This is a genomic window from Nocardioides sp. (assembly GCF_047607365.1).
In the GTDB taxonomy this organism is placed as follows: domain Bacteria; phylum Actinomycetota; class Actinomycetes; order Propionibacteriales; family Nocardioidaceae; genus Nocardioides.
In genome coordinates, this window is the sequence record NZ_JASGDD010000120.1 from 1 (window position 1) to 22140 (window position 22140).

General features: G+C 73.2%; 23 protein-coding genes. 10 read left to right on the forward strand and 13 right to left on the reverse strand.

Going from position 1 to position 22140, the window contains the following annotated elements:
* Positions 1-915, reverse strand: a 915-nt coding sequence (locus QM572_RS09390; protein WP_415092375.1) for a serine/threonine-protein kinase, incomplete at its 3' end; no start/stop codon positions are given.
* Between the two features lie 65 nt (positions 916-980).
* Here QM572_RS09390 and QM572_RS09395 point away from each other — a divergent pair.
* Positions 981-2954 (forward strand): amidase, encoded by a 1974-nt coding sequence (locus tag QM572_RS09395; RefSeq protein ID WP_415092377.1) that lies wholly within the window; start codon positions 981-983, stop codon positions 2952-2954.
* A 44-nt stretch (positions 2955-2998) separates the two neighbouring features.
* On the opposite strand, the gene QM572_RS09400 is transcribed toward QM572_RS09395, so the two are convergent.
* Complete coding sequence (locus QM572_RS09400; protein ID WP_415092379.1) at positions 2999-3844, reverse strand: MOSC domain-containing protein; 846 nt, start codon at positions 3842-3844, stop codon at positions 2999-3001.
* Positions 3845-3886: 42 nt separating this feature from the next.
* Here QM572_RS09400 and QM572_RS09405 point away from each other — a divergent pair, with 42 nt between their 5' ends.
* From QM572_RS09405 to QM572_RS09415, 3 genes are read left to right on the forward strand one after another with little or no spacing between them, the layout of a single operon-like run.
* A complete protein-coding gene (locus QM572_RS09405; protein ID WP_415092381.1) occupies positions 3887-4300 on the forward strand; it encodes a DUF1801 domain-containing protein in 414 nt (137 codons plus the stop codon).
* Positions 4301-4351: 51 nt separating this feature from the next.
* On the forward strand, positions 4352-5089 hold the full coding sequence (locus QM572_RS09410) for a hypothetical protein (RefSeq protein WP_415092383.1): 738 nt from the start codon (positions 4352-4354) through the stop codon (positions 5087-5089).
* A complete protein-coding gene (locus tag QM572_RS09415) occupies positions 5086-5592 on the forward strand; it encodes an SRPBCC family protein (protein WP_415092385.1) in 507 nt (168 codons plus the stop codon). Before QM572_RS09410 ends, QM572_RS09415 begins: the two co-directional genes overlap by 4 nt.
* Here QM572_RS09415 and QM572_RS09420 read toward each other — a convergent pair.
* Positions 5576-5911 carry a hypothetical protein gene (locus QM572_RS09420; RefSeq protein ID WP_415092387.1) on the reverse strand — a complete coding sequence of 112 codons (336 nt, stop codon included), beginning with the start codon at positions 5909-5911 and terminating at the stop codon, positions 5576-5578. The two genes, QM572_RS09415 and QM572_RS09420, sit on opposite strands and share 17 nt — an antisense overlap.
* Before the next feature lie 23 nt (positions 5912-5934).
* Here QM572_RS09420 and rnhA point away from each other — a divergent pair, with 23 nt between their 5' ends.
* Entirely contained in the window at positions 5935-6402 is a 468-nt protein-coding gene (gene rnhA, locus QM572_RS09425) for a ribonuclease HI (protein ID WP_415092389.1), read from the forward strand.
* A gap of 10 nt (positions 6403-6412) precedes the next feature.
* Positions 6413-8074 (forward strand): FAD-binding dehydrogenase, encoded by a 1662-nt coding sequence (locus QM572_RS09430; RefSeq protein ID WP_415092391.1) that lies wholly within the window; start codon positions 6413-6415, stop codon positions 8072-8074.
* Positions 8075-8195: 121 nt separating this feature from the next.
* On the opposite strand, the gene QM572_RS09435 is transcribed toward QM572_RS09430, so the two are convergent.
* Positions 8196-8525, reverse strand: a complete 330-nt coding sequence (locus tag QM572_RS09435; RefSeq protein WP_415092393.1) for a DMT family transporter — start codon at positions 8523-8525, stop codon at positions 8196-8198.
* Between the two features lie 71 nt (positions 8526-8596).
* On the opposite strand from QM572_RS09435, the gene QM572_RS09440 reads away from it, so the two are divergent.
* The 4 genes from QM572_RS09440 to QM572_RS09455 all read left to right on the forward strand — a co-directional run bounded on the left by QM572_RS09440 (position 8597) and on the right by QM572_RS09455 (position 11043).
* Positions 8597-9145: a TetR/AcrR family transcriptional regulator gene (locus tag QM572_RS09440; protein WP_415092395.1), complete on the forward strand. Its 549-nt coding sequence runs from the start codon at positions 8597-8599 to the stop codon at positions 9143-9145.
* Between the two features lie 5 nt (positions 9146-9150).
* Positions 9151-9906, forward strand: coding sequence for an AzlC family ABC transporter permease (locus tag QM572_RS09445; protein ID WP_415092397.1), 756 nt, complete (start codon positions 9151-9153; stop codon positions 9904-9906).
* A complete protein-coding gene (locus tag QM572_RS09450) occupies positions 9903-10220 on the forward strand; it encodes an AzlD domain-containing protein (protein WP_415092399.1) in 318 nt (105 codons plus the stop codon). Before QM572_RS09445 ends, QM572_RS09450 begins: the two co-directional genes overlap by 4 nt.
* Before the next feature lie 121 nt (positions 10221-10341).
* Positions 10342-11043, forward strand: coding sequence for a YoaK family protein (locus QM572_RS09455; protein ID WP_415092401.1), 702 nt, complete (start codon positions 10342-10344; stop codon positions 11041-11043).
* Between the two features lie 121 nt (positions 11044-11164).
* Here the strand turns inward: QM572_RS09455 and QM572_RS09460 are convergent, their stop codons facing one another.
* The 9 genes from QM572_RS09460 to QM572_RS09500 form a co-directional block, all read right to left on the reverse strand.
* Complete coding sequence (locus tag QM572_RS09460; RefSeq protein WP_415092403.1) at positions 11165-13834, reverse strand: molybdopterin-dependent oxidoreductase; 2670 nt, start codon at positions 13832-13834, stop codon at positions 11165-11167.
* A complete protein-coding gene (locus tag QM572_RS09465; protein ID WP_415092405.1) occupies positions 13831-14628 on the reverse strand; it encodes an FAD binding domain-containing protein in 798 nt (265 codons plus the stop codon). Before QM572_RS09465 ends, QM572_RS09460 begins: the two co-directional genes overlap by 4 nt.
* Before the next feature lie 97 nt (positions 14629-14725).
* Positions 14726-15553 (reverse strand): MurR/RpiR family transcriptional regulator, encoded by an 828-nt coding sequence (locus QM572_RS09470; protein ID WP_415092407.1) that lies wholly within the window; start codon positions 15551-15553, stop codon positions 14726-14728.
* A gap of 82 nt (positions 15554-15635) precedes the next feature.
* Entirely contained in the window at positions 15636-16886 is a 1251-nt protein-coding gene (locus QM572_RS09475) for an allantoate amidohydrolase (RefSeq protein ID WP_415092409.1), read from the reverse strand.
* Positions 16883-18124: a pyridoxal-phosphate-dependent aminotransferase family protein gene (locus QM572_RS09480; RefSeq protein ID WP_415092411.1), complete on the reverse strand. Its 1242-nt coding sequence runs from the start codon at positions 18122-18124 to the stop codon at positions 16883-16885. Before QM572_RS09480 ends, QM572_RS09475 begins: the two co-directional genes overlap by 4 nt.
* Positions 18121-19464: an allantoinase AllB gene (allB, locus tag QM572_RS09485; protein ID WP_415092413.1), complete on the reverse strand. Its 1344-nt coding sequence runs from the start codon at positions 19462-19464 to the stop codon at positions 18121-18123. The genes QM572_RS09480 and allB overlap by 4 nt, the downstream gene beginning before the upstream one ends.
* Positions 19461-20897: a nucleobase:cation symporter-2 family protein gene (locus tag QM572_RS09490; protein WP_415092415.1), complete on the reverse strand. Its 1437-nt coding sequence runs from the start codon at positions 20895-20897 to the stop codon at positions 19461-19463. Before QM572_RS09490 ends, allB begins: the two co-directional genes overlap by 4 nt.
* A gap of 10 nt (positions 20898-20907) precedes the next feature.
* A complete protein-coding gene (gene pucL / locus QM572_RS09495; protein ID WP_415092417.1) occupies positions 20908-21810 on the reverse strand; it encodes a factor-independent urate hydroxylase in 903 nt (300 codons plus the stop codon).
* A partial coding sequence (locus tag QM572_RS09500) for a 2-oxo-4-hydroxy-4-carboxy-5-ureidoimidazoline decarboxylase (protein ID WP_415092419.1) occupies positions 21807-22140 on the reverse strand: 334 nt, incomplete at its 5' end. The genes pucL and QM572_RS09500, both read right to left, overlap by 4 nt.

Consider the following 22140-nt stretch of genomic DNA (forward strand, 5'->3'; position numbering starts at 1 on the left):
GACGAGTGCGGCGGCGACGTACGGCAGCCAGGGCCACGGCCGCCGTCGTGGGTGGCGCGCCCGCCGGCGTACGGGCGCACGGCTCACCGCGGTGAGCTCCGCGGTGCCGGTCGGCCCCGCCACGGGCCGACCGGCGAGGAAGTCGGCAACCTGCTCGATCGTCCAGCGGCGAGCGGGATCGGGCGTCATGGCCCCCGCGAGCAGCGGCGCCAGCCGGCCCGCGCGGTCGGTGGTCGGCACCGGCTCGTGCACGATCCGGTAGAGGATCGCGACCGCGTTGTTGTCCGCGTCCGCGTACGGCGGGGCGCCGGTCAGCAGGTGGAAGAGCGTGGCGCCGAGCGACCAGACGTCGCTGCGGTCCGTGGCGCCCCGCCCGGTGGCGATCTCGGGCGCGAGGTAGGCGGGGGAGCCGTGCACCGCTCCGGTGGCGGTGATCGTCGCCGCGGTCTGCTCGGCGCTGCGTGCGATGCCGAAGTCGGCCAGCTTCGGCTCGCCGGAGGGGTCGAGCAGGATGTTGGACGGCTTCACGTCGCGGTGCACCACGCCCTGGGCGTGGATATAGCGCAGGCCCTCCGCGACGCCGGTCACGATCCGGGCGGCCTCGTCGGGCGTCATCGGGCCGTGGTCGGCGACGACCTGCGTCAGGCTGGGCCCGGCGACGAACTCCATCACCAGCCACAGGTCGCCGTCGTCCTCGGCGAGGTCGTAGAGCGTGACCAGGTGCGGATGGTGGAGCCGCGCCGCGACGCGGGCCTCGCGCCGAGCCACCTCACCGCTGCGCTGGTCGCGCTCGCCGGTGCCGCTCTGCCGCTTCATCGCGACCTCGCGGCCGAGGACGCTGTCGCGGGCCAGCCAGACCGTGCCCGCGCCGCCTCGCCCGAGCTCCCGGAGGAGCTCGTACCTGCCTGCGATCACCGGCCCATTGTGCTGGGCCGCGACAACCCCGCCGCCCGGGCGGACGGATGTGAAAGGCTGCCGCTGTGGCGGACGACCTGGCTTTCGACGTGGCTTTCGACGTGGTGGAGAAGAGCATCGCCGAGCTGCTGGCGGCGCTGGAGGCGGGCACGGTCACGAGCGTCGGCCTGACCGTCGCCTACCTCAACCGGATCGCCTACTACGACCGCACCGGCCTGTGCCTCAACGCCGTGCCGGTGCTCGACCCCGCCTGCCTCGACGCGGCGGCCGCCTCCGACGTACGCCGGGCGGCCGGTGAGGCGGGCCCGCTGGAGGGGATCCCCTTCACGGTCAAGGACAGCTATCGGGTGGCCGGCCTGACCGTCGCCTCGGGCAGTCCCGCGCTCGCCGACCTGGTCGCCGGCGAGGACGCGGCCACGATCGCGATGCTGCGCGCCGCCGGAGCGGTGCTCATCGGGAAGACCACCATGCCGCCGATGGCCGCCGGCGGGGTCCAGCCGGGCCTCTACGGCTACGCCCGCAGCCCCTACCACCCCGACTACCTGACCGCGGCCTACGGCTCGGGCTCCTCCAACGGGTCCGGGACGGCCACGGCGAGCAGCATGTGCGCCTTCGGCATGGCCGAGGAGACGGTCTCCTCGGGCCGGTCGCCGGCCTCCAACAACGCGCTGGTCGCCTACACGCCCTCGCGCGGGGTCATCTCCATCCGCGGCAACTGGCCGCTGCGCCCGACCTGCGACGTCGTCGTGCCGCACACCCGTTCGGTCGACGACCTCCTCCGCCTGCTGGACGTGATCGCCGTCGAGGACCTCGATCGCGTGGGGGACTTCTGGCGGGAGCAGAACGTCGTCCCCCTGCCCTGGCCCTCCGAGGTGCTCCCGAGCCCGGTCGTGCGCGAGCGGCCCCGCGACCTGGCCGGGCTGCGGGTCGGCGTGCCCCGGCTCTACCTCGGGGACGACCCTGAGCCGCTCGTGCCGCCGGTCATCCGGCCGAGCGTGCGGGCGCTGTGGGACCGCGCCGCCGAAGACCTGCGGGCCCTCGGAGCCGAGGTCGTCGAGGTGGACTTCCCGGTGGTGTCGAACTACGAGGAGGACCGCCCCGGCGCGGTCGGGCTCGCCGCGCGCGGCCTCGTGCCACCGACGTGGCGCGCGATCGAGGGCGGGCCGATCACGGCGATGGCGCTCGACCAGTTCCTGCGCACGAACGGCGACCCGGCGCTCTCCACGTGGGCCGACGTCGACGGCGACACGGTCTTCCCCGTCGCCGACGCGCCCGTCCCGGTCTGGATCACCCGCGCCCGTGGCGGGTTCGACTGGCAGCGGCTGGCCGAGCTGGCCAAGGCGGGCCTGCCGGCGTCGTACGACGACGTCCCCGGCATCGCCCAGCTCCTCACCGGCCTCGAGGCGGCCCGAGTGGAGGACTTCGAGCAGTGGCTCGTCGCGCAGGGGCTCGACGCGGTGGTCTTCCCGGCCAACGGCGACGTCGGCCGCGACGATCTCTTCAGCCGTCCCGAGTCGCTCGCCGACGCCTCGCGCAACGGCGTGGTCTACTCCAACACCAACCGCGTCCTGCGGCACCTCGGCATCCCGTCGGTGACCGTGCCGATGGGCTTCATGGCCGACCTGCAGATGCCGGTCGGGCTCACCATCGCCGGCCCCGCCTACAGCGACGACCGGCTGATCGACATCGCGTCGGCGTACGAGGCGGCCACGCGTCGCCGGGAGCCGGCCTTCCTCACGCCGAGCCTGCCGAGCAGCCAGGTCGTCCCGCCCGCCGCCCCCGGGGCCGGCGTGGCCGTCGCCGACGTGGCGATCACCCGCGGAGCGCGCGCCTGGGAGGTCACCGTCACCCTCGCGGCCCCGGCCCCCGGTGTCCGCGTCTACGCCGACGGCCACCTGCTCCGCCCGCTCGATCCGGCCGACCCGGTCACGTTCGGCACGCGGATCTCGCTGGCCCGGGCCCGCCTCCACCCCGAGATGATCGTCCTCGCCACCGACGGCCGCACTGCCGCGATGGCCACCGTGCCCCTGCCCGCCTGACCCGCCTCGCGGGATCGCGGATCGCGGAGAGTCCGGGCAGGCCCTCAGCGGGGCGGCCCGTCGGAGTCCTCGGCCTCGAGGACCTCGACCGCGTCGCCGACGCGGAGCGTGACGCCCGGGGTGTCGGGGATGAGGTTCATCCCGAACCAGGTGGCGCCGTCGTAGCGCCGGTGCCGGGCCAGCGTCGTGATCGGCTCCTTCCCGCGCGCGGCCGTCGCGGCGTCGGTGGTGGTCATGACGCAGCGGTCGCAGCCCTTCGGCGAGCGGAAGACGGCCTCGCCGATCCGGATCCGGCGCCAGGAGTCCTCGACGAACGGAGCCGCGGTTCCGGTGACGACGACGTTGGGCCGGAAGCGGTTCATCGGCAGCGGCCCCTCGTCCGGCCGCGGGCCGTCGGCGATCCACGCGTTGAGCTGCGCCAGCGACTCCTCGGTCGTGACGAGCAGGGGGTAGGCGTCGGCGAAGGAGGCCGAGTCGCCGGGGCCGCTGAACGCGGGGTTGAGCCGGCGCCGGGTGGGGTCGTCGGAGAAGGCGAGGCGCACGCTCGTCCCGAGGTACGCCGAGAGCCACCCGGCCGGATCGTCGCCGGCGTACGACGCGGCGAAGGGCTCGCGGCCGTGGACGCTGACCGCGACATCGGGGCCGCCGGCCGGCGTCGGCACGCGCAGGGGCTCCATGCCGGGCCCGTGGAGCCAGAGGGCGCTCCCGTCGAGGGCCGGGGCGAGCAGCAGCATCGAGGGATGCTCGCGCGCGGTGACGCACTCGCCGTCGGTGTCGACGACCATCCAGCGCCGGTCGCCGGCGAGGCCCCACGGCTCGACCACGGCCGCGTCGGCGGGGTGACCGCGCATCGACTTCACCGGGTAGGTGTGGATCGCGGTCAGGCGCATGCGCCCAGGCTAGTGGTCGTCGAACCTCCTATGCTCGGCGTCATGCCCGCTCCCAAGGTCGCGTCCGTCGAGGAGTTCTTCGCCCGTCTCGAGCCGCATCAGCGCCCGCACCTGACCCGGCTGCGCGCGCTCTCGCTCGAGGGCTGCGAGGGGACCGAGATCGGGGAGGCGCTGAAGTTCAACTTCCCGGCCTACGCCGCCAGGACCATGGCGTGGACGCTGCAGTCGTTCAAGAACCACTGCGCCATCCGGTTCCCGGTGGTGTTCTTCGCCGACTGGCGGGAGAAGGCGGCCGAGACCGGCCTCGACGTGATCGAGGGATCGATCAAGATCAGGTGGGACGAGGAGGTCCCCGAGACGCTGATCCGGGAGATCATCGCCGCGCGGGTGGCCGACTACCAGGCCGGGAACACCGCATGGTCGGTGCCGGGGCAGTACGACGGCACGAAGAAGTAGCCGCGAAAACCCCGTGGAGTCGTGTGGGTGGCGATTCCTAGAATCCTCCGCATGACCGAGCCGTCGCCGAACCAGAGCGTTCGCCTGAACGACGAGGACTGGGACCTGGCTCCGTTCGTCAGCTGCTCGGCGTTCTGCTCTGTCGGGCCCGCTGAGCCCGAGGAGTCCAGCCCGGTCGGTCACGACCCGCGCCACGACGTCGAGCTCGAGTCCGCGCCGACGCTCTTCGACCGGAGCAACCGTGACGACGTCGAGCGAGCCCAGGCCGAGGCCATGGAGCAGCTGTCAGGCGTCGTCGACGACCACTGCCTGCGCACGGTGCTCCGCCAGCATCACGCGGCGGTCGACGTCGCCGCGCGCGACCTGAACGACTGGATCGCCCAGGCCGCGCTGGACGTCCTGCTCGACACGCGCAAGCACACGGGTCTCGACATCGTGCTGGACACCGAGCTGCGCCACTTCGTCGACCGCCGCCTCGAGCGCGATCACCGGATGGTCGGCTTCGGCACCGCGACGGGCTGGGTCTACGGGATGGCACGCCATGGCTCGTTCGCCGAGCCCTTCTACGTCATCGTCGCGGAGCCGGATCTCCTGGGACTCTCCTCGCGTCTGGCGCTCTACCTCGCCTCTCACGTGCTCGGCGACGCGGAGTACCTCTCCGCGCGCTGCGACCTCGCCTACGCGCCGCGACTCGACGCTGGCGCACTGCGGATCGCGCGCGTGCGCTTCCCCGACGAGGCCGCTTGGCGCGCGGAGGTCGTCGCCCACCTCGGCAACCGCGCACAGTGAGCCGTTCCGGCGCGTCGGAGGGGTCGGAGGCGTCGGAGACGACGCAGGGTGCGCGGTCCCCTACGCGGCGGCGGTTCGTCTTCGACGAGGCGTGGGCGGCCGCGGCGGCGGTCGATGCGGTCGCGGAGGTGCTCGTGGATCTCGAGCACTACCCCGAGTGGTGGCCGCAGGTCCTCGCCGTGGCGAAGATCGACGACGGCACCGCGCGGGTGCTGTGCCGGTCGACGCTGCCCTACACGCTCGACCTCGTCCTGACCGCGCTCACCCGCGAGCCGCCGGTCGTGGAGGTCGGGTTGAGTGGCGACCTCGTCGGACACGCTCGCTTCGCCCTCACTCCGACCTCGTCCGGCGGCACTCGGCTCGCGTTCCACCAGGATGTCGAGTTGACCGGCCTCCTCGCCGTGGCGTCGTACGCCGTCCGGCCGGTGCTGACGTGGAACCACCGGCGGATGATGGCCGGCTGCCGCGCGGGGCTCGCCGCACGCCTCAGCGACGGGCGATGAGGCGACCGGTCGCCCACCAGACGGCGCCCGCGACCACGGCGAGGCCGAGGGAGGCGACCGCGAGGCGGCTGCTGGCCTCGCCCCGCGCCTGCCAGGCGGCTGCGGCGCCGTCGGACCGGCCCGAGGCCACGGAGCCGCGGGCCTGGAAGGAGGCGGTCGAGAGCAGGGACATCGCCGAGGCGGCCGAGCCGGCGGAGGCGAAGGAGGCGACGGATCCGATCGACGCGAACGAGCCCGCCGAGCCGATCGAGAGGATCGACTCCGAGGAGGCGACCGACAGGATGGAGTTGCGCGAGCGGATCGACCACAGCGACGCCATGAGTCCACCCTAAGGTTGTCGCCATGCCCGAGGAGTCCGAGCAGCAGGTCGTCGTCATCCACACCGACGGTGGCTGCACGCCCAATCCGGGGCCGGGCGGTTGGGGCGCGGTCCTGCGCTACGGCGAGCACGTCCGCGAGATGTACGGCGGCTCCTCGGCGTCGACGACCAACAACCGGATGGAGCTCACCGCGCCGATCATGGCGCTGGAGGCCCTCGACCGGCCGTGCCGCGTGCACGTCCACACCGACAGCCAGTACGTCCGCGGCGGGATCACCTCGTGGCTGGCCACCTGGAAGCGGAACGGCTGGAAGACCTCGGCGAAGCAGCCGGTCAAGAACGCCGACCTCTGGCAGCGGCTCGAGGCGGCCTGCGAGCGGCACGAGGTCGAGTGGTTCTGGGTCAAGGGCCACTCAGGGGTCGACGACAACGAGCTGGCCGACCAGCTCGCCACGAGGGGCATGCGTGAAGCGATGGGGCTTCCGCTCTAGAGTCCACAGCATGAGTGACGCAGCCGACATCGTCGTCGTGGGTCATGGCCTCGCCGGCCTGGTCGCCGCCGCGGAGGCGGCCGACGCGGGCAAGCGCGTGGTCCTGGTCGACCAGGAGCCGGAGCAGAGCCTCGGCGGGCAGGCCTTCTGGTCGCTCGGCGGCCTCTTCCTCGTCGACAGTCCCGAGCAGCGCCGGATGGGGATCAAGGACTCCACCGAGCTGGCTCTCCAGGACTGGATGGGCAGCGCGCAGTTCGACCGCGACGAGGACCTGTGGCCGCGCCGCTGGGCCGAGGCGTACGTGCACTGGGCGGCCGGGGAGAAGCGCTCCTGGCTGCGCGAGATGGGCCACCGGTTCTTCCCCATCGTCGGCTGGGCCGAGCGCGGCGACGGCCGCGCCGACGGCCACGGCAACTCGGTGCCGCGCTTCCACCTCACGTGGGGCACGGGCCCGGGGGTCGTCGAGCCGTTCGAGCGACGCGTGCGCGAGCATGCCGGGACGGGCCGGATCCGGTTCGCTCACCGTCACCGCGTGGACGAGGTCGTCGTCGAGGGCGGCGCGGCCGTCGGCGTACGCGGAAAGGTGCTCGAGCCGAGCTCGATCCCGCGCGGACAGGCGTCCAGCCGGGTGGAGGTCGGCGACTTCGAGCTGCGCGTGGGCGCCGTCGTCGTGACCAGCGGCGGGATCGGGGGCAACCACGACCTCGTGCGGAAGGCCTGGCCCGCGAGGCTGGGTACGCCGCCCGCGACCATGGTCGCCGGGGTGCCCGCGCACGTGGACGGCCGGATGGTCGAGATCACGCGCGCGACCGGCGCCCGGATCATCAACGAGGACCGGATGTGGCACTACGTCGAGGGCATCCGCAACTGGGACCCGATCTGGGCCAACCACGGCATCCGGATCCTGCCGGGGCCGTCATCGCTGTGGCTCGACGCGACCGGCGAGCGGCTGCCGGCGCCGTACTTCCCGGGGTTCGACACGCTCGGGACGCTGAAGCACCTGCGGACCACGGGCTACGACTACTCGTGGTTCGTGCTCACCAAGTCGGTGATCGACAAGGAGTTCGCGCTCTCGGGCTCCGAGCAGAACCCCGACCTGACGGGCAAGTCCATCCGCGGTGTCATCGAGCGCTCGCGCAAGGGCCCGGCTCCGGTGCACGCGTTCATGGAGCACGGCGAGGACTTCGTGATCGCGTCGACCCTGACGGAGCTGGTGGCCGGGATGAACGAGCTGGCCGGGCGGGAGCCGACCGGTCCGAGGATCGACGAGGTGGCGCTGCGCTCGCTCGTGGAGGCGCGCGACCGTGAGATCGCCAACCCCTTCGCCAAGGACGCCCAGGTGACGGCGCTCTACAGCCACCGCTCCTACCGCGGCGACCGGATCTCGCGCTCGGCCAAGCCGCACCGCTTCCTCGACCCCGAGCACGGGCCGCTGATCGCGGTGAAGCTGCACATCCTCTCCCGCAAGACCCTCGGCGGGCTCGAGACCGACCTCTCCGGTCGCTGCCTGACGTCGGCAGGCGTGCCGCTGCCGGGCCTGTACGCCGCCGGCGAGGTCAGCGGGTTCGGCGGCGGCGGGATGATGGGCTACAACGCGCTCGAGGGGACCTTCCTCGGCGGATGCCTCTTCTCCGGCCGTGCCGCCGGCCGCGCCGCCGCCGCGGACCTTTGATGGCGCGTCCGCGGCGTTGGCGCGGCTCGACGGCCCGCTTCGCTCCAAGGCCGCCTTCGCCGCGCCGCCTTGCGGCCGCGCGCGTCAGAGGCCCGCGGGCTGCTCTGCGCGGGCTGCGCTGTCAGGCGTGGCTCGTCCCGGTGAGATTCAGGCCGATGACGCCGGCGATGATGACGCCCAGCCAGAGCGCTTTGACCCAGGTCATCGAGTCGCCGAGGAAGAGGGTCGCGAGGAGGGCGGTGGCGGCCGTGCCGACGCCCGACCAGATCGCGTAGGCGATCGACATCTGGATCTCGCGGAGCGCGAGCGTGAGCAGCCAGAAGGACACGGCGTACCCGAGCAGCACCGCCGCGCTCCACGGCACGTCGTGGAACTCGCGGGTGCGGGGCAGGGACAGGGTCGAGGCGACCTCGGCGGCGATGGCGCCGAAGAGCATCGCGAAGGCGGTCATGACGGGCTCCGGGACTGGATGGATGTAGCAGTCGCTACATCGTCACTGTAGCACTCGCTACACTTCGGGTCATGTCGCGACGGGAGGAGCTGCTCGACCAGGTCACCGACCACGTGCTCGAGCACGGGCTCATCGGCCTGACCCTGCGGCCGGTGGCAGCCGCGATCGGGACGAGCGACCGGATGCTCGTCTATCACTTCGGCTCGCGCGACGGCCTTGTCGCGGCGGTGGTCGCGCGCACCGAGGAGCGGTCGATCGCCGCCGTCGACGCCCTCCCGGCCGAGATCGGCGTCCGCGCCGGCGTCAACGCGCTGTGGCGCGCCTACCAGCGCCCGCCGCTGCACGGCTGCCTCGACCTCTACCTCCAGGCGGCGGCGACCGGCCTGCTGGGCAAGGAGCCCCACCGGTCGCTCGTCCTGGAGGCCAACGAGCGCTGGGCTCGCGCGCTGCGCGGGTACGTCGTGCGCTGCGGCGCCCCGGCCTCGCGCGCCGAGCGGATCGTCACGCTGATCGACTCCGCCCTCTTCGGGTTCCAGCTCGACCTGGCCACCGACCACCCCGGCGACCTGGCGCGCGGCGTCGACGACCTCGCGGTCGCCGCGGCGGCCCTGGCAGGCTGAGCGCCGTGGAGGACACGGAGGGCAGGGGCGGCACGGAGGGCACGGAGAGCTGGGGCGGCACGGAGGGCACGGAGAGCTGGGGCGGCGTGGAGGACGAGGACGGGCGAGGCTCGTTCCGGCGCGGCTTCCGGGCGGGCATCCCCTTCGCCGTCGCGGGCGGCCTGCTCTCGGTCTCGTTCGGCGTGGTGGCGCGCGACTCCGGGTTCACCGCCCTGGCCGCCGTGCTCACCTCGCTGCTCGTCTTCGCCGGCGCCGCGCAGTTCGCCGCGATCGCCGTCGTCGCCGCCGGCGGGACGCCGGTCGCGGCGGCCGCCGCGGCGGGGCTGATGAACTCGCGCTTCCTCCCGATGGGGGTGGCGCTGGCGCCGTCGCTGCGAGCCGGCGCCGTCGTACGCGCCTTCCAGGGCCAGGCCATCGTCGACGCGTCGTGGGCGATGGCCGACCGCGGCGACGGGACCTTCGACCGGTGGTTCCTCTTCGGCGCGACCGCGCCGCAGTGGGTGACCTGGCAGGCCGGCACCATCATCGGCGCGTACGGCGGCAGCCTGCTCGGCGCCCTCTCCCGGTTCGGTCTCGACGCGGTCTATCCCGCGTTCTTCCTGGCGGTCCTGGTCCCCGAGCTGCGCGACCGGAACCGGATCGGGGTGGCGCTCGGCGGCGTCCTCATCGCCCTGGCGGTGACGCCGTTCGTGCCGGGCGGCCTGCCGGTCCTGCTCGCCTCCCTCGCCGCGCTGTGGGGCCTGCGCGGGAGCCGCGCATGACCCGCGAGATGGTCGCGACGATCCTCGCGGTCGCCGCCGTCACCTTCGTCATCAAGGCGATCGGCCCAGTCCTGCTGGGCGGCCGCGAGCTGCCCGCGCCGGTCGGGCGCGTGGTCGCGCTGACCTCGCCGGCCCTGATGGCCGCGCTGGTGGTCACCAACGTCCTCACCTACGACGACTCGTGGCGGCTCAACGCCGACGTCGTCGGCCTCGCCGCCGCCTGGGTCGTCATCTGGCGGGGTGGCTCGGTGATGCTCGTCGTGGTGACGGCCGTGGTCGTCACCGCCGCGACCCGCGCCCTCCTCGGCCTCTGATCGCGCTGGGAGTGCGCAGGAGAGCGCGCTGGAGAGCGCGCTGGGGAGAGCCGGAGTGCCAGCTCGGCCCCCAGACGAGACCGACGCCCACCAGCCGGCGGGGAGCCTCTACAGTGCGCGGGTGACCGCCCGACTCCGCGCCGTCCCGGCGACGACCATGCACCTGTGGCTGATGCTGCTGCTGACCTTCACCACGGGGATCAACGACGCGGTGGGCTACCTCGGGCTGGACCGGGTGTTCACGGGCAACATGACCGGCAACGTCGTGGTCCTCGGCATGGCGGTGGTGGGCGGCAGCGGCCTGCCCGTGCTGGGCCCGGCCCTCGCGCTCGTCGGCTTCCTCGTGGGCGCGGCGATCGGCGGCCGTGCCCTGCGCCGCGCGACCGCGGCGTGGACCGGGGTCACCACGACGCTCTTCGGCGTCGTCGCGCTCATCATGGTCGTCCTCGGCGTGGTGGGGTTGGTGGCGGAGGACGACCTCGGTCACGCCCTCATGGTCACGCTGACCACCGCCGCCGCCGTCGCGATGGGCATCCAGGCGGCCGCCGCGCGGCACATCGCGGTCAAGGACGTCACCACCGTGGTGGTCACCTCGACCCTGACCGGCCTGGCCGCGGACTCGTTCCTCGGGGCGGCGAAGGGCGGCGGCACGGCTCGGCGCTTCGTGGCCGTCGCGGTGCTGCTGCTCGGGGCCGCCCTCGGCGCCCTGCTGCTCAAGGCGGACGTCGGCTGGGGCCTGCTCGTCGCGGGGGTGATCATCGCCGCCGCCGCGCTGGTCGGCGAGACGCACCGTCGTGGAGATCACGGATCGGTCGCGGAATGATCACGAAACGATAACGGCCCCCATCTCGTCGCGATGAGGGCCGGAGAACGTCTCGCTCAGTAGACACCAGCAGGCTCTCAGTGTCCACTCAGGCTCGCCTCAGTGTCGTCGCGGCACGGCGTCAGTCCGGGTGGTTGGCCAGCCTCCACACCCGGTCCCGGCTCATCGGCAGCTCGTGCGGCCGCACGCCGAGCGCGTCGCGGATCGCGTTCGCGAGCGCCGGCGCCACCGGGTTGTAGGGCGCCTCGCTCATCGACTTCGCTCCCCGCGGGCCGAGCTCGTCGGTCGTCTCCGCGAACAGCACCCGCAGCGGCGGGACGTGGCCCATCTGGGGCAGCCGGTAGTTGCGGAAGGTCCGGGTGAGCACCTCGCCGTCGCGGACGACGACCTCCTCCGCCATCGCGCTCCCGATCGCCTGCGCGACGCCGCCTTCGACCTGCCCGCGGAGCTGCTCGGGGTTGATGATCTGCCCCGCGTCGACGGTCTGGAGGTTGTCGAGCACCCGCACCTCCCCGGACGCCGGGTCTACGGCGACCCGGAAGGCGTGCACGTTGAACGCCACCGACCGGTTGGAGCCGTCCTCGGTCGCGCTCGCGGTGACCGGCCCGGTGAGGGCGCCGGGGCCGCCGAGGGCGTCGACCTGACGGCGTACGTCGGCGGCGGCGCGCGCCACGGCACGACCGGCCACCACCGATCCGGCCGAGCCGTAGGCGCCGGTGTCGTAGCCGCTGGTCGCGGTGTCGCCGGTGACCAGCCGCACCCGCGTCGGGTCGACGTCCAGCTCCTCGGCCGCGAGCTGGGTGTGGACCGTCGCCGTGCCGTTGCCGAACTCGGCCGTGCCGACCCTGACCTCGGCGGTGCCGTCGGGGTGCAGCGTCACGACCGCGGTGGAGTGGTGGCCGCGCGGCGGGATGGTCGCGATCATCGCGACGGCCATCCCCTCGCCGAGCAGCCAGCCCTCGGGTGCCTGCTGGCCCTCGTCCTCACGGGTCGCGGCCAGCGCGGACTCGGCGAGGTCGAGGCACTGGTCCAGCCCGTAGCTGCCGAAGAAGAGATCCGTGTCGGGCTGCCCGATGACGACGAAGTCGTCGCCCGGCACGATGACGTTCCTCCTCCGGATCTCGTACGCCGTCAGCCCGGTGACCCGCGCGAGCTCGTCCATCGCCGACTCCAGCGCGAACATGACCTGGCCGAGGCCGTAGCCGCGGAACGCGCCGCTGGGCGGGTTGTGGGTGTAGACCGCCTCGGCGTCGAGCCTCTTGTTGGGGCAGCGGTAGACGGCGATCGACTCGTGGCAGCCGTGGAAGAGGACGCCGACCGCGTGGTTGGCGTAGGCCCCGGTGTCCGAGAGGACGTCGATCCGCATCGCGGTCAGCACGCCGTCGGCGTCGGCCCCCAGCTCGACCGAGACCCGCATCGGGTGCCGGACCGGGATGGCGGTGAACTGCTCCTCGCGGGTCATCTCCAGCTGCACCGGGTGGCCGGTGCGCAGCGTCGCCACCGCGACGACGTCCTCGACGAGCATCTCCTGCTTGCCCCCGAAGCCGCCGCCGACGCGAGGGGCGATCACGCGGATCGACGCGGAGGGCCGGCCGAGGATGTGGGCCAGCTCGTCGCGGACCAGGAACGGCACCTGCGTGGAGGTCCGGACCACGAGCGTGCCGTCCTCGTCGGTCCACGCCCGGGCGCCGTGCGTCTCCAGGCTGGCGTGCGTCACGCGGGCCGTCTGCCAGGTGCCGGCCACCCGGTGCACGGCCTCGGCGAGGCCCGCCTCGACGTCGCCGTAGGAGCCGTGGGCCTGGGCGACCACGTTGCGGCTCGGCTCGCTCAGCCGGGCCGTGCCCGGGTCCTTGTCGCCGTGGACCAGCGGCGCCCCGGGGGTGCGGGCCTCCTGCGGGTCGAAGACGGCGGGGAGGACGTCGTACGTGACGTCGACGAGGGCGGCGGCCCGCTCGGCGATCGCGACGGACTCGGCGACGACCACGGCCACCCGCTGGCCCCGGAAGCGGACCACGTCGTCGAGGAAGCGGGTGTCGTCGGGGTCGTCGAGCCGGCTGTCGTGGCGGCCGGTGGAGTAGTGCAGCCCGAGGTCGTCGGCAGGGGTGAGGACGAGGACGACGCCCTCCAGCGCCTCGGCGCGCGTGGCGTCGACCGCGACGACCCGGGCGTGGGCGTGCGGGCTGCGGACCAGCTTGGCGTGGAGCACGCCCTCGGCCGGCAGGTCGAGCGCGTAGGGCTCCCGGCCGCTCACGATCCGCGACCCCGCCGGGGCGGCGATCGACCTCCCGAACGCGCCCTCCGCGGTCGGCGTGACGTTGGTCCGGCCGTCCAGGGAGTCCTTGATCGAGCGGTAGCCGGTGCAGCGGCACAGGTTTCCCTTGAACAGCCGCTCCCTCTCCCCTCCGCCGAGTGGGGCCTCCCCTCCGCCGAGTGGGGCCTCCGTCCGCGTCGAGTGGGGGCTGCGGTCGGCCAGCGCGGTCGCCGTGACGACGTAGCCGGCCGTGCAGAAGCCGCACTGGAACCCCTGGCCGCGGACGAAGCACTCCTGCACCGGCGACAGCTGCTCGGGCGAGCCGAGACCGCTGGCCGTCACGACCTCGGAGTCGACCGCGCGCATGGCGGGCGTGATGCACGAGTGCACCGCCCGACCGTCGAGCAGCACCGAGCAGGCGCCGCAGTCGCCGGCGTCGCAGCCCTTCTTCGGCGCGAAGTCGCCCTGCTCGCGGATGAAGGTGCGCAGGCACTGGCCCGGAGCCGGCGTCGCCTCGACGTCGCTGCCGTTGAGCCTCATCGCAACACCTCCGCGACCGTCTCCTGGGCGAGCCGCAGCGTCTGCGCGGCGCGCCAGTCGGCGGCGCCGTGGACGTCGTCGTACCAGTGGGTGATCTCGGCGATCGCCGCCGCCACCTCCTCCCGGCCGGGCTCGGCGCAGAGTTCGAGCACGACCGGGGCGGGGACGGAGCCGGTGATGGCGAGTCGGATGCCGGACGGCGTACGGCGGGCGATGACGACCGCCGCCGAGCGCCCGTACGTCGTCAGCGAGATCCGGCCGAAGGCGTACCGATCCGCGAGCGCCTCCGCCGACACGTCGAAGGAGCGCACGACCTCGCCGGGCGCGAGCGAGGTCGCGAGCACCCCCTGGACGAACGACGCGACCGGCTCGCGTCGCTCGGAGCCGTCGGGAGCCCAGACGACGGCCTCCGCGTCGAGCGCGGTGAGCAGCGAGATCATCGCGCCGGCGGGCAGCGCCATGCAGACGTTGCCGCCGACGGTGGCCGCCTGCTGGATCTTGAACGACATCAGCAGCGCGTCGGCACACTGCCGGACCAGGGCGGCCAGGTGCGCGGGCCACGGCGAGTCGACGAGGTGCTCGATGGTGCAGGTCGCGGCGATCGAGACGCCGCCGCCGGGCGTCGCCACGAACGGATCCCACCCCAGTCCGGTGAGATCGACGAGTCCGGTCACCGACGGCTGCGGCTCGGAGAAGAGCCAGGTCCCGCCGGCGACGACCCGCTCCCCGGGCGCCAGCGTCAGCCCTCCCCGCTCACGCGGCCGGCGCCAGGTCTCCACCCACGCGAGGTCCATCAGCGCAGGGCTCCGCTGGCAGGCCCCATTCGGCTGAGGGGAGGCCCTACTCGGCTGAGGGGAGGCCCCATTCGGCGGGGGAGGAGGGGGAGGGGGCTCACTCGACCTCGCCGATCTCCTCGTAGGCGCTCGCGATCCGGGAGACGCGGTCGTGGGCGGCGCTGCCGAGCCGCGACAGCACGCCGTCGGCGATCACGCTGGTCAGGGTCGCGGCGGCGGCGTAGGAGTCGAAGGCGAGCGTGGTCTCGACCTGGCACTCCAGCCAGAGGCTCACGTGGGCCACGTGGGTGATCGCCGTCGGGTCGGCGATGAGGACGACCTTGGCGCCGGTGGCCGCGGCGGCGGCCAGGAGCGAGCCGAAGAGGCGGGGGCGGCGGCGGAAGCCGTAGACGACGAGCACGCTGCCCGGGCCGAGGGAGCTGATGTCCTCGCCGACCGCCTGGCCTGGCACCGGGCCGACGGTGACGTGACCGCGGGCCTGCATCAGCTGGTGGCGCAGGTTGAGCGCGACGGAGTAGCTGCCCCGCCAGCCGAGGATGAGCACCTGGTCGGCGGCAGCGATCCACTCCACCGCGTCGGCGATGCCGGGCTGGCTGATCGCGGCCGCGACGTGCGCCGCCTCGGAGGCGGCCAGCGCCTCCATGTCGGGGGTGCCCTCGACCCGCTGCGGCAGGCCCGAGGAGCGCAGGGTGCGCAGGTGGTCGCGGACCTCGTCGAAGCCGGCGAAGCCGAGCGAGCGGAAGAGCCGCGACATCGTCGCCTTCGAGACCCCGGCGAGGTCGGCGAGCTCGGCCGCGCGGTAGGTCGCGAGGTCGTCGAGGTTCTCCAGCAGGGTGTCGGCGGCGCGCCGCTCCTGCGGGGACAGCTCGGCCCGGTGACGGGCGATCCGCTCGTCGAGCCGCATCGGAGCCGCGGCGGCGCTCACCGGGTCGCTCCGCTCGCTCGCCGCTCGGCCACGGCCCGTGGGTGGGCCATCGGCCGTCGGCCGCCCCGGCCCCTCGCCTCGCTCACGAGGTGACCCGCTGCTCGCGCTGCTGGAGCCACGCCGCGGCGACGTTGCGCACCGCGGCCTCGAACGCGTCGAGGCCGAGCTCGACGTCGATCTCGCGGACTGACTCGCCCGGGTGGTGGCTGATGCCGTCGTAGCAGCGGACGAAGAGCATCCCGATCTCCGCGATCTGGGCGATGGCCATCGCGTCGTGGCCGGCCCGGCTCCAGATCCCCATCGGATCGGTGTCGCCGGTCATCACGATGCCGTCGATCACCGCCTGCTGCAGCCACGGGGAGCAGGGGGCCGCGGGGGCCGAGTGGTTCTCGTCGTACTCGAAGCGCAGCCAGCGCTCCTCGCACAGCTCGTCGATGGTCTCGACGATGACGTCCCACATCCCGTCGCGCTCCTCGTCGGTCGCCGCGCGCAGGTCGAGGCTGAAGTCGGCCCGGCCGGGGATGACGTTGACCGCGCCCGGGCGGACCTCGATCCGGCCGACGGTCGCGATCGACTGGCTGGCCCTGGCGAGGCGCTCGATGGCGACGATGGCCTCGCTGGCGCCGACGAGCGCGTCCCGGCGACGCGGGTACGGCGTCCCGCCGGCGTGTCGCGCCTCCCCGAGGACCGACAGCTTGAACCGGCGGGCGCCCGCGATCGTGGTGACGTAGCCGAGCGAGCGGTCCGCGGCCTCGAGCTCGGGACCCTGCTCGATGTGCGCCTCGAGGTAGGCGACGATCGACTCCGGCGAGCGGGCCGCCTCGCCGATCCGGCGCGGGTCGAGGCCGAAGTCGAGGAACGCCTGGTGGAGGGTGACGCCGTTGCGGTCGCGCAGCTCCCACCAGTCGGGATCCCAGAGGCCCGCCACGCTCTGCGAGCCGAGCAGCGCCTTGCCGAAGCGGGCGCCCTCCTCGTCGGAGAAGCCGACGACCTCGAGCGCGAAGGGCAGCTCGACGCCCTGCAGCCGCTCGGCGACGGCGATCGCCATGAGCACGCCGAGCATCCCGTCGAAGGAGCCCGCGTCGGGCACCGTGTCGAGGTGGGACCCGAGGACCAGGGCCGGCGCGTCGGGCGTCGGGCCCTCGCGGCGGCCCCACTGGTTGCCCGCGGCGTCGACCCAGGTGGTCAGGCCGGCCTGCTCCATCCAGATCGCCGCCTGCCGGTTGGCGGCGGCGTGCTCCTTGGTGAGGTAGGTCCGCTCCAGGAAGGTGTGGTGGGCGGAGAAGCGGTCGAGCTCGCTGCAGCGCAGCAGGACCTCAGCGGCCGTGGTCATGAAACCTCCGAGTAGATCTCGCGGGCGGCGCCGACGCCGCCCCCTGCCGTGACGGCCACCCCTTCGGCACGGAGCACCTGCTCCAGGGCGGCGAGGGTGGTGAGCACGGCGTCCTTGCGGGCGTTGTAGCCCATCGTCCCGATCCGCCAGACCTTGCCGTGCAGCGGACCGAAGGACGTCCCGATCTCGATGCCGAAGTCCTCCAGCAGCGCGGTCCGCACCCGGTCCCCACCGCCCGCGCCGAGGCCGTCCGGGATGAGCACGCCGACCACGTTGGTCATCTTGTGCTCGAGGTCACCGTACGCCGTCAGGCCCAGGCCCTGCACCCCCGCGAGCATCGCGCCGCCGTGCAGGGCGTGCCGCGCGACCGCGGCCTCGATGCCCTCCTCGACCAGCAGCGTGGCGCAGGTGCGGGCCGCGTAGAGCATCGACGTGGCCTCGGTGTGGTGGTTGAGCCGGCGGGGGCCCCAGTAGTCCATGATCTGCGCGAGGTCGAGGTAGTTGGACGCGATCCGGGTGCCGGGAGCGACGTCGACGGCCTCGTCACCGGAGCGGATGCCCGCCTCGACGTGCTTGCGGGCGTCGATCAGCTCGGCGGCGCGCGGGCTGATCGTGATCGGCGCGCTGCCCGAAGGGCCGCCGAGGCACTTCTGCAGCCCCGCAGTGACGACGTCGATGCCCCAGGCGTCGGTGAGGAACTCGTTGCCGCCGAGGCTGGCGGTGGCGTCGCAGTAGGTCAGCACGCCGTGCTCGCGGGCGATGGCGGCGATGTCCGCCAGCGGCTGGCACATCGTGGTGGAGGTGTCGCCCTGGACGATCGCGAGCAGTGCTGGGTCGATCCGCGCGATCGCGGCCTCGACCGCCTCGGGAGCGACCACCTCGCCCCACGGCGCCTCGATCGTGTGCACCTCGGCGCCGCAGCGCTCGGCGATCTCGACGAGCAGGTGGCCGAAGCGGCCGAAGACCGGCACCAGGACGCGGTCGCCGGGGGTGATGAGGGAGACCAGCGCGGCCTCGATCCCCGCGCGGGAGGTGCCATCGACCAGGAAGGTCTGCTCGTTCTCCGTCTGGAAGACCGTCCGGTAGAGCCCCATGACCTCGGTCATGGTGTCGGTCATCCACGGGTCGAACTGGCCGGTCAGCTGGTTGCCCATCGCCTGCAGCACCCGCGGGTCGACCGTGATCGGGCCCGGGCCCATCAGCAGCCGGGGCGGGACGCGCAGTCCTCCCAGCGTCATGACTCGCTCCTCACCAGCTGCTCGCCCCAGTTCCAGTCGGGGTGCTCGACGTCGATCGCGTTGCCCCGGACGATCGAGCGGGTCACCCGGCCGCCGAAGCGTAGGCCGTCGTAGGCCGAGATGGGGTTCTTATGCGCAAGCCGGGTCGCCTCGATCCGGAACTCGACGCCCGAGTCGTAGATCGCGAGGTCCGCGTCGGCGCCCTCCGCGATGCGCCCCTTTTGGCGCAGGCCGACGAAGTCGGCGGTGTTCCGGCTCATCCAGTCGCTCACCCGCGCGAGCGGGATGTTGCGCCGCCGCGCCTCGAACGCCATCGCGCTGAACCCGACCTGGAGACCCGAGACGCCGCCCCACGCCTGCTGCAGGTCGCCGTCGCCCCTGGTCTTCTCCTCAGCGGTGGCGGGGGAGTGGTCGGAGACGATCATGTCGATGATCCCCTCGCGCAGCGCCGCCCACAGCTCCTCCCGGTTGCCGTGGTCGCGGATCGGCGGGCAGCACTTGAACTGGGCGCTCGCGTCGGGGATGCTCTCGGCCGCGAAGGTCAGGTAGTGCGGGCAGGTCTCCACGGTGAGCCGCAGGCCCTCGTCCTTGGCCGCCTTGATCATGTCCAGCGCGCGCGCCGACGCGAGGTGGAGGATGTGCACCTGCGCGCCCGTCTCGCGGGCCCCGTCGAGGACCGTGCGGATCGCGGCGAGCTCGGCCTCGTCGGGACGGGACGCGAGGAAGTCGGCGTACGCGCGGCTGGGTGGAGCCGGCGAGGCGTCGAGGACCGACGGGTCCTCGGCGTGGACGATCATGCGGCCGCCGAAGCGGGCGATCTCGCGCAGCGCCTCGTGGAACTCCGGCGTCGACAGCGGCGGGAACTCGTCGACCCCGCTGGGGGAGAGGAAGCACTTGAAGCCGAACACGCCCGCGTCCCAGAGCGGCTCGAGGTCGGCGACGTTGCCCGGGATCGCGCCGCCCCAGAAGCCGACGTCGACCATGAGCTCGGCCGCCGCGTGCTGCTGCTTGACCCGCAGCGCCTCGACCGTGGTGGTCGGCGGGATCGAGTTGAGCGGCATGTCGATCAGTGTCGTCGCGCCGCCGAGCGCGGCCGCCTCGGTGGCCGAGAGGAAGCCCTCCCAGTCGGTCCGGCCGGGCTCGTTGATGTGGACGTGGGTGTCGACGATCCCGGGAAGGACGTACGCCGAGTCCGGGGCGTGGAGGACGAGGCCCTCGGTCGCCGCCGGGTCGTCGTAGGGCGCGATCCGCGCGATCGTGCCGCGGTGCAGCTCCAGCGTCGCAGGCACGAAGGCGCCGTCGACGAGGACCCGCTGGGCCCGGACTGCGTCGATCCTCACTCGGTCTCCTTCGCGGGCGAGCCGGTGGGGAGGCCACCGGTGAACGAGCCACCCTCGCCGAGCACCTCGGCCTCGTCCTCGCGCACCTGCAGGGCCGGGGCGGCGGCGAGGTGGCTGGGCTCGGCGGGGGTGCCGGGCAGGAGCACGTTGAAGAAGAGGTTGAGGCCGAACGCCACGATGGCCGCCGCGCTGATCTCGGAGTCGAAGATCGTCTGCCACCAGTCGGGGAAGGCGCCCCAGAAGTCGGGGTAGGCGATCGGGATGACGCCGAAGCCGACCGCGGTGGCGACGATGATCAGGTTGTTGGTGCCGTCGTAGTCGACCTTGCTCAGGCTCCGGATGCCGCTGGCGGTCACCGAGCCGAAGAGGACGATGCCGGCGCCGGCCAGGACCGAGAGCGGCATGACGTTGACGATCGCCGCCAGCAGGGGCGAGAGCCCGAGCAGCGCCAGGAGGCCGCCGCCCACGGCCACCGCGAAGCGGCTCTTGATGCCGGTGATCGCGACCATCCCGACGTTCTGCGCGAACGCCGTCGCGGGGTAGGTGTTGAGGAAGGGCGCGACCACCGTCGAGGCCATGTCGGCGCGCAGGCCCGCCGCGATCCGCTTGTTGTCGACGGTGGTCCCGACCACCTCGCCGACGGCGAGGATGTCGGCGGTGGTCTCGACCATGATGACGAGGATGACGATGACCATCGCCACGATCGCCGCCACGTCGAACTCCGGGGCGCCGAAGGTCAGGGGGTGGGGGATCGCGACGACGCTCGCCGAGCCGACGCCGTCGAAGTCCGCCTCGCCGGCGATGAGCGCGACGACCGTGCCGAACACGAGGCCCAGCAGCACCGCGAGCCGCGACAGGGTCGGGATCTTGGCGAGCACCAGCACGGCGAGCAGGGTGACGGCGGCCAGGACGATCGCGGAGGTGGTCGCGGTCTCGCCCTGGTCGGTGATCCATCCGGCCGCGACCGGGACGAGGGACAGCCCGATCACGGTGATGACCGAGCCGGTGACGACCGCCGGGAAGAAGCGCACGATCGAGGAGAAGAACGGCGCGATCACGAAGCCGACGACGCCGGCGACGATGATCGCGCCGAAGGTCACGCGCAGGCCGTGCTCGCCGCCGCCGTTGTTGCCGATGATCGTCAGCATCGTCGAGACCGACGCGAACGAGATCCCCTGGACGAGGGGCAGCTGCGAGCCGACGTACGGGAGTCCGAGGGTCTGCAGGAGGGTGGCCAGGCCGGAGAGGAAGAGCGCGCTGGAGACCAGCAGGGCGAGGTCGTCGCCGTCGAGACCGGCGGCGCCGCCGATGATGAAGGGGACCGCGAGCACGCCGCCGACCATGGCGAGGACGTGCTGGAAGCCGTAGGAGACCAGCTGTGGCGCGGGGAGGACCTCGTCCTCGGGACGGGTCGTGGCCGGGCTGGCGGTCATGGGGGTCTCCTCACGCGAAGCCGGGCACGCTGGCCCAGGCACGGGGCTCGGGGACCGCTCCGTCGCGGTCGAGGGTGGCCTGGATCAGGCCGTAGGGACGGTCGGCGGCGTAGAACACCTCGTTGGGATTGTCGAGGCCGAAGGGGGTGAGGTCGACGAGGAAGTGATGCTTGTTGGGGCAGCTGATCTTGAACTCGGCGACGCCGGGGAAGCGCTCCATCACCGCGACGCCCATGCCGTAGATCGTCTGCTGCAGCGCGAGCGAGTGGATGTCGGCGAAGGTGTCGAGCAGGATCGCGCGGATCTCGTCGTACGCCGCGTTGAAGTCCTCCGGGAGCTCCGACCAGCGCCACCAGGCCGTCACCGCGGTGGCCAGGATCCGGTCGTTCGTCTCGGCGAGGGTCGTGTACCGGTCGCGCGGGAAGCCGGTGAACTCCGAGCCCGTCGACTTGAGCACGACCAGGTCGGTGAGCCCGGAGACCACGAACCGCTCGTCGCCGTAGGCGTTGACGACGGCGGTGCGGGTCTCCTGGCCCTTGCGGACGAAGGAGTGGTCGTTGGTCTCGATCCGCTCCCAGGCGTACTGCTCGGCCTTCATCAGGGAGCCCTCGACGAACTCCTGGCCGCCCCAGTAGTCGGCCAGCGCGAGCAGGAACGACTCGGGCGAGCCCACCCCGAGCTCCCTCGCCTTGGCGTAGACGACGTTCTTCTGGGTGTCGGTGGCGTGCACGTGGGCGTTGTCGCCCTCGGTGAAGGCGGTCTCGAAGTCGCCGCGCAGCTGCGAGGAGACGTTGAGGTCCTCGATCGTGTGGGTCGGGGTGTCGCGGGTGACCTTGACGAGGCGGACCTCCGCCTTGCCGTGCTGGTTGGCGCCCAGCCGGATGCCGGCGTCGGACGGGGGAGTGCTGGTCATGAGAGGAGTCCCTCCAGTCGGAGCAGGGCGATCTCGCCCAGCTGCTGCTTGGTCACGGCCGCCTCGGTCTCGTCGTCGTTGCCGAGCCGTTCCTCGAGGAGCGCGAGCATCTCCTCGCCGCTGCGTCCGGCGGCGCGGACGAGGTAGATCCGGCCGAACCGCTCCTCGTACGCCGCGTTCCCGGCCTTGAGCCGGGCGGTGAGGTCGCCGCCGGCGCCGCCGTCCAGGCCGAGGCCGGCCTGCTCGGAGCGGCTCATGTCGGCGCTGGCCCCCGCGCCCTGGTGGCGCTCGCCGATGCGGGGGTGGTCGGCCAGCGCTCCGGCGACGTCC

Excerpts from the sequence above, each read along its gene's own strand:
- QM572_RS09410 (WP_415092383.1), top strand. The coding sequence starts at position 4,352 with ATGACCGAGCCGTCGCCGAACCAGAGCGTTCGCCTGAACGACGAGGAC.
- QM572_RS09405 (WP_415092381.1), top strand. The coding sequence starts at position 3,887 with ATGCCCGCTCCCAAGGTCGCGTCCGTCGAGGAGTTCTTCGCCCGTCTC.
- QM572_RS09450 (WP_415092399.1), top strand. The coding sequence starts at position 9,903 with ATGACCCGCGAGATGGTCGCGACGATCCTCGCGGTCGCCGCCGTCACC.
- QM572_RS09465 (WP_415092405.1), bottom strand. The coding sequence starts at position 14,628 with ATGGACCTCGCGTGGGTGGAGACCTGGCGCCGGCCGCGTGAGCGGGGA.
- QM572_RS09400 (WP_415092379.1), bottom strand. The coding sequence starts at position 3,844 with ATGCGCCTGACCGCGATCCACACCTACCCGGTGAAGTCGATGCGCGGT.
- QM572_RS09460 (WP_415092403.1), bottom strand. The coding sequence starts at position 13,834 with ATGAGGCTCAACGGCAGCGACGTCGAGGCGACGCCGGCTCCGGGCCAG.
- QM572_RS09475 (WP_415092409.1), bottom strand. The coding sequence starts at position 16,886 with ATGACCACGGCCGCTGAGGTCCTGCTGCGCTGCAGCGAGCTCGACCGC.
- QM572_RS09420 (WP_415092387.1), bottom strand. The coding sequence starts at position 5,911 with ATGGCGTCGCTGTGGTCGATCCGCTCGCGCAACTCCATCCTGTCGGTC.
- QM572_RS09440 (WP_415092395.1), top strand. The coding sequence starts at position 8,597 with ATGTCGCGACGGGAGGAGCTGCTCGACCAGGTCACCGACCACGTGCTC.
- rnhA (WP_415092389.1), top strand. The coding sequence starts at position 5,935 with ATGCCCGAGGAGTCCGAGCAGCAGGTCGTCGTCATCCACACCGACGGT.
- QM572_RS09480 (WP_415092411.1), bottom strand. The coding sequence starts at position 18,124 with ATGACGCTGGGAGGACTGCGCGTCCCGCCCCGGCTGCTGATGGGCCCG.
- QM572_RS09430 (WP_415092391.1), top strand. The coding sequence starts at position 6,413 with ATGAGTGACGCAGCCGACATCGTCGTCGTGGGTCATGGCCTCGCCGGC.
- QM572_RS09490 (WP_415092415.1), bottom strand. The coding sequence starts at position 20,897 with ATGACCGCCAGCCCGGCCACGACCCGTCCCGAGGACGAGGTCCTCCCC.
- QM572_RS09435 (WP_415092393.1), bottom strand. The coding sequence starts at position 8,525 with ATGACCGCCTTCGCGATGCTCTTCGGCGCCATCGCCGCCGAGGTCGCC.
- pucL (WP_415092417.1), bottom strand. The coding sequence starts at position 21,810 with ATGACCAGCACTCCCCCGTCCGACGCCGGCATCCGGCTGGGCGCCAAC.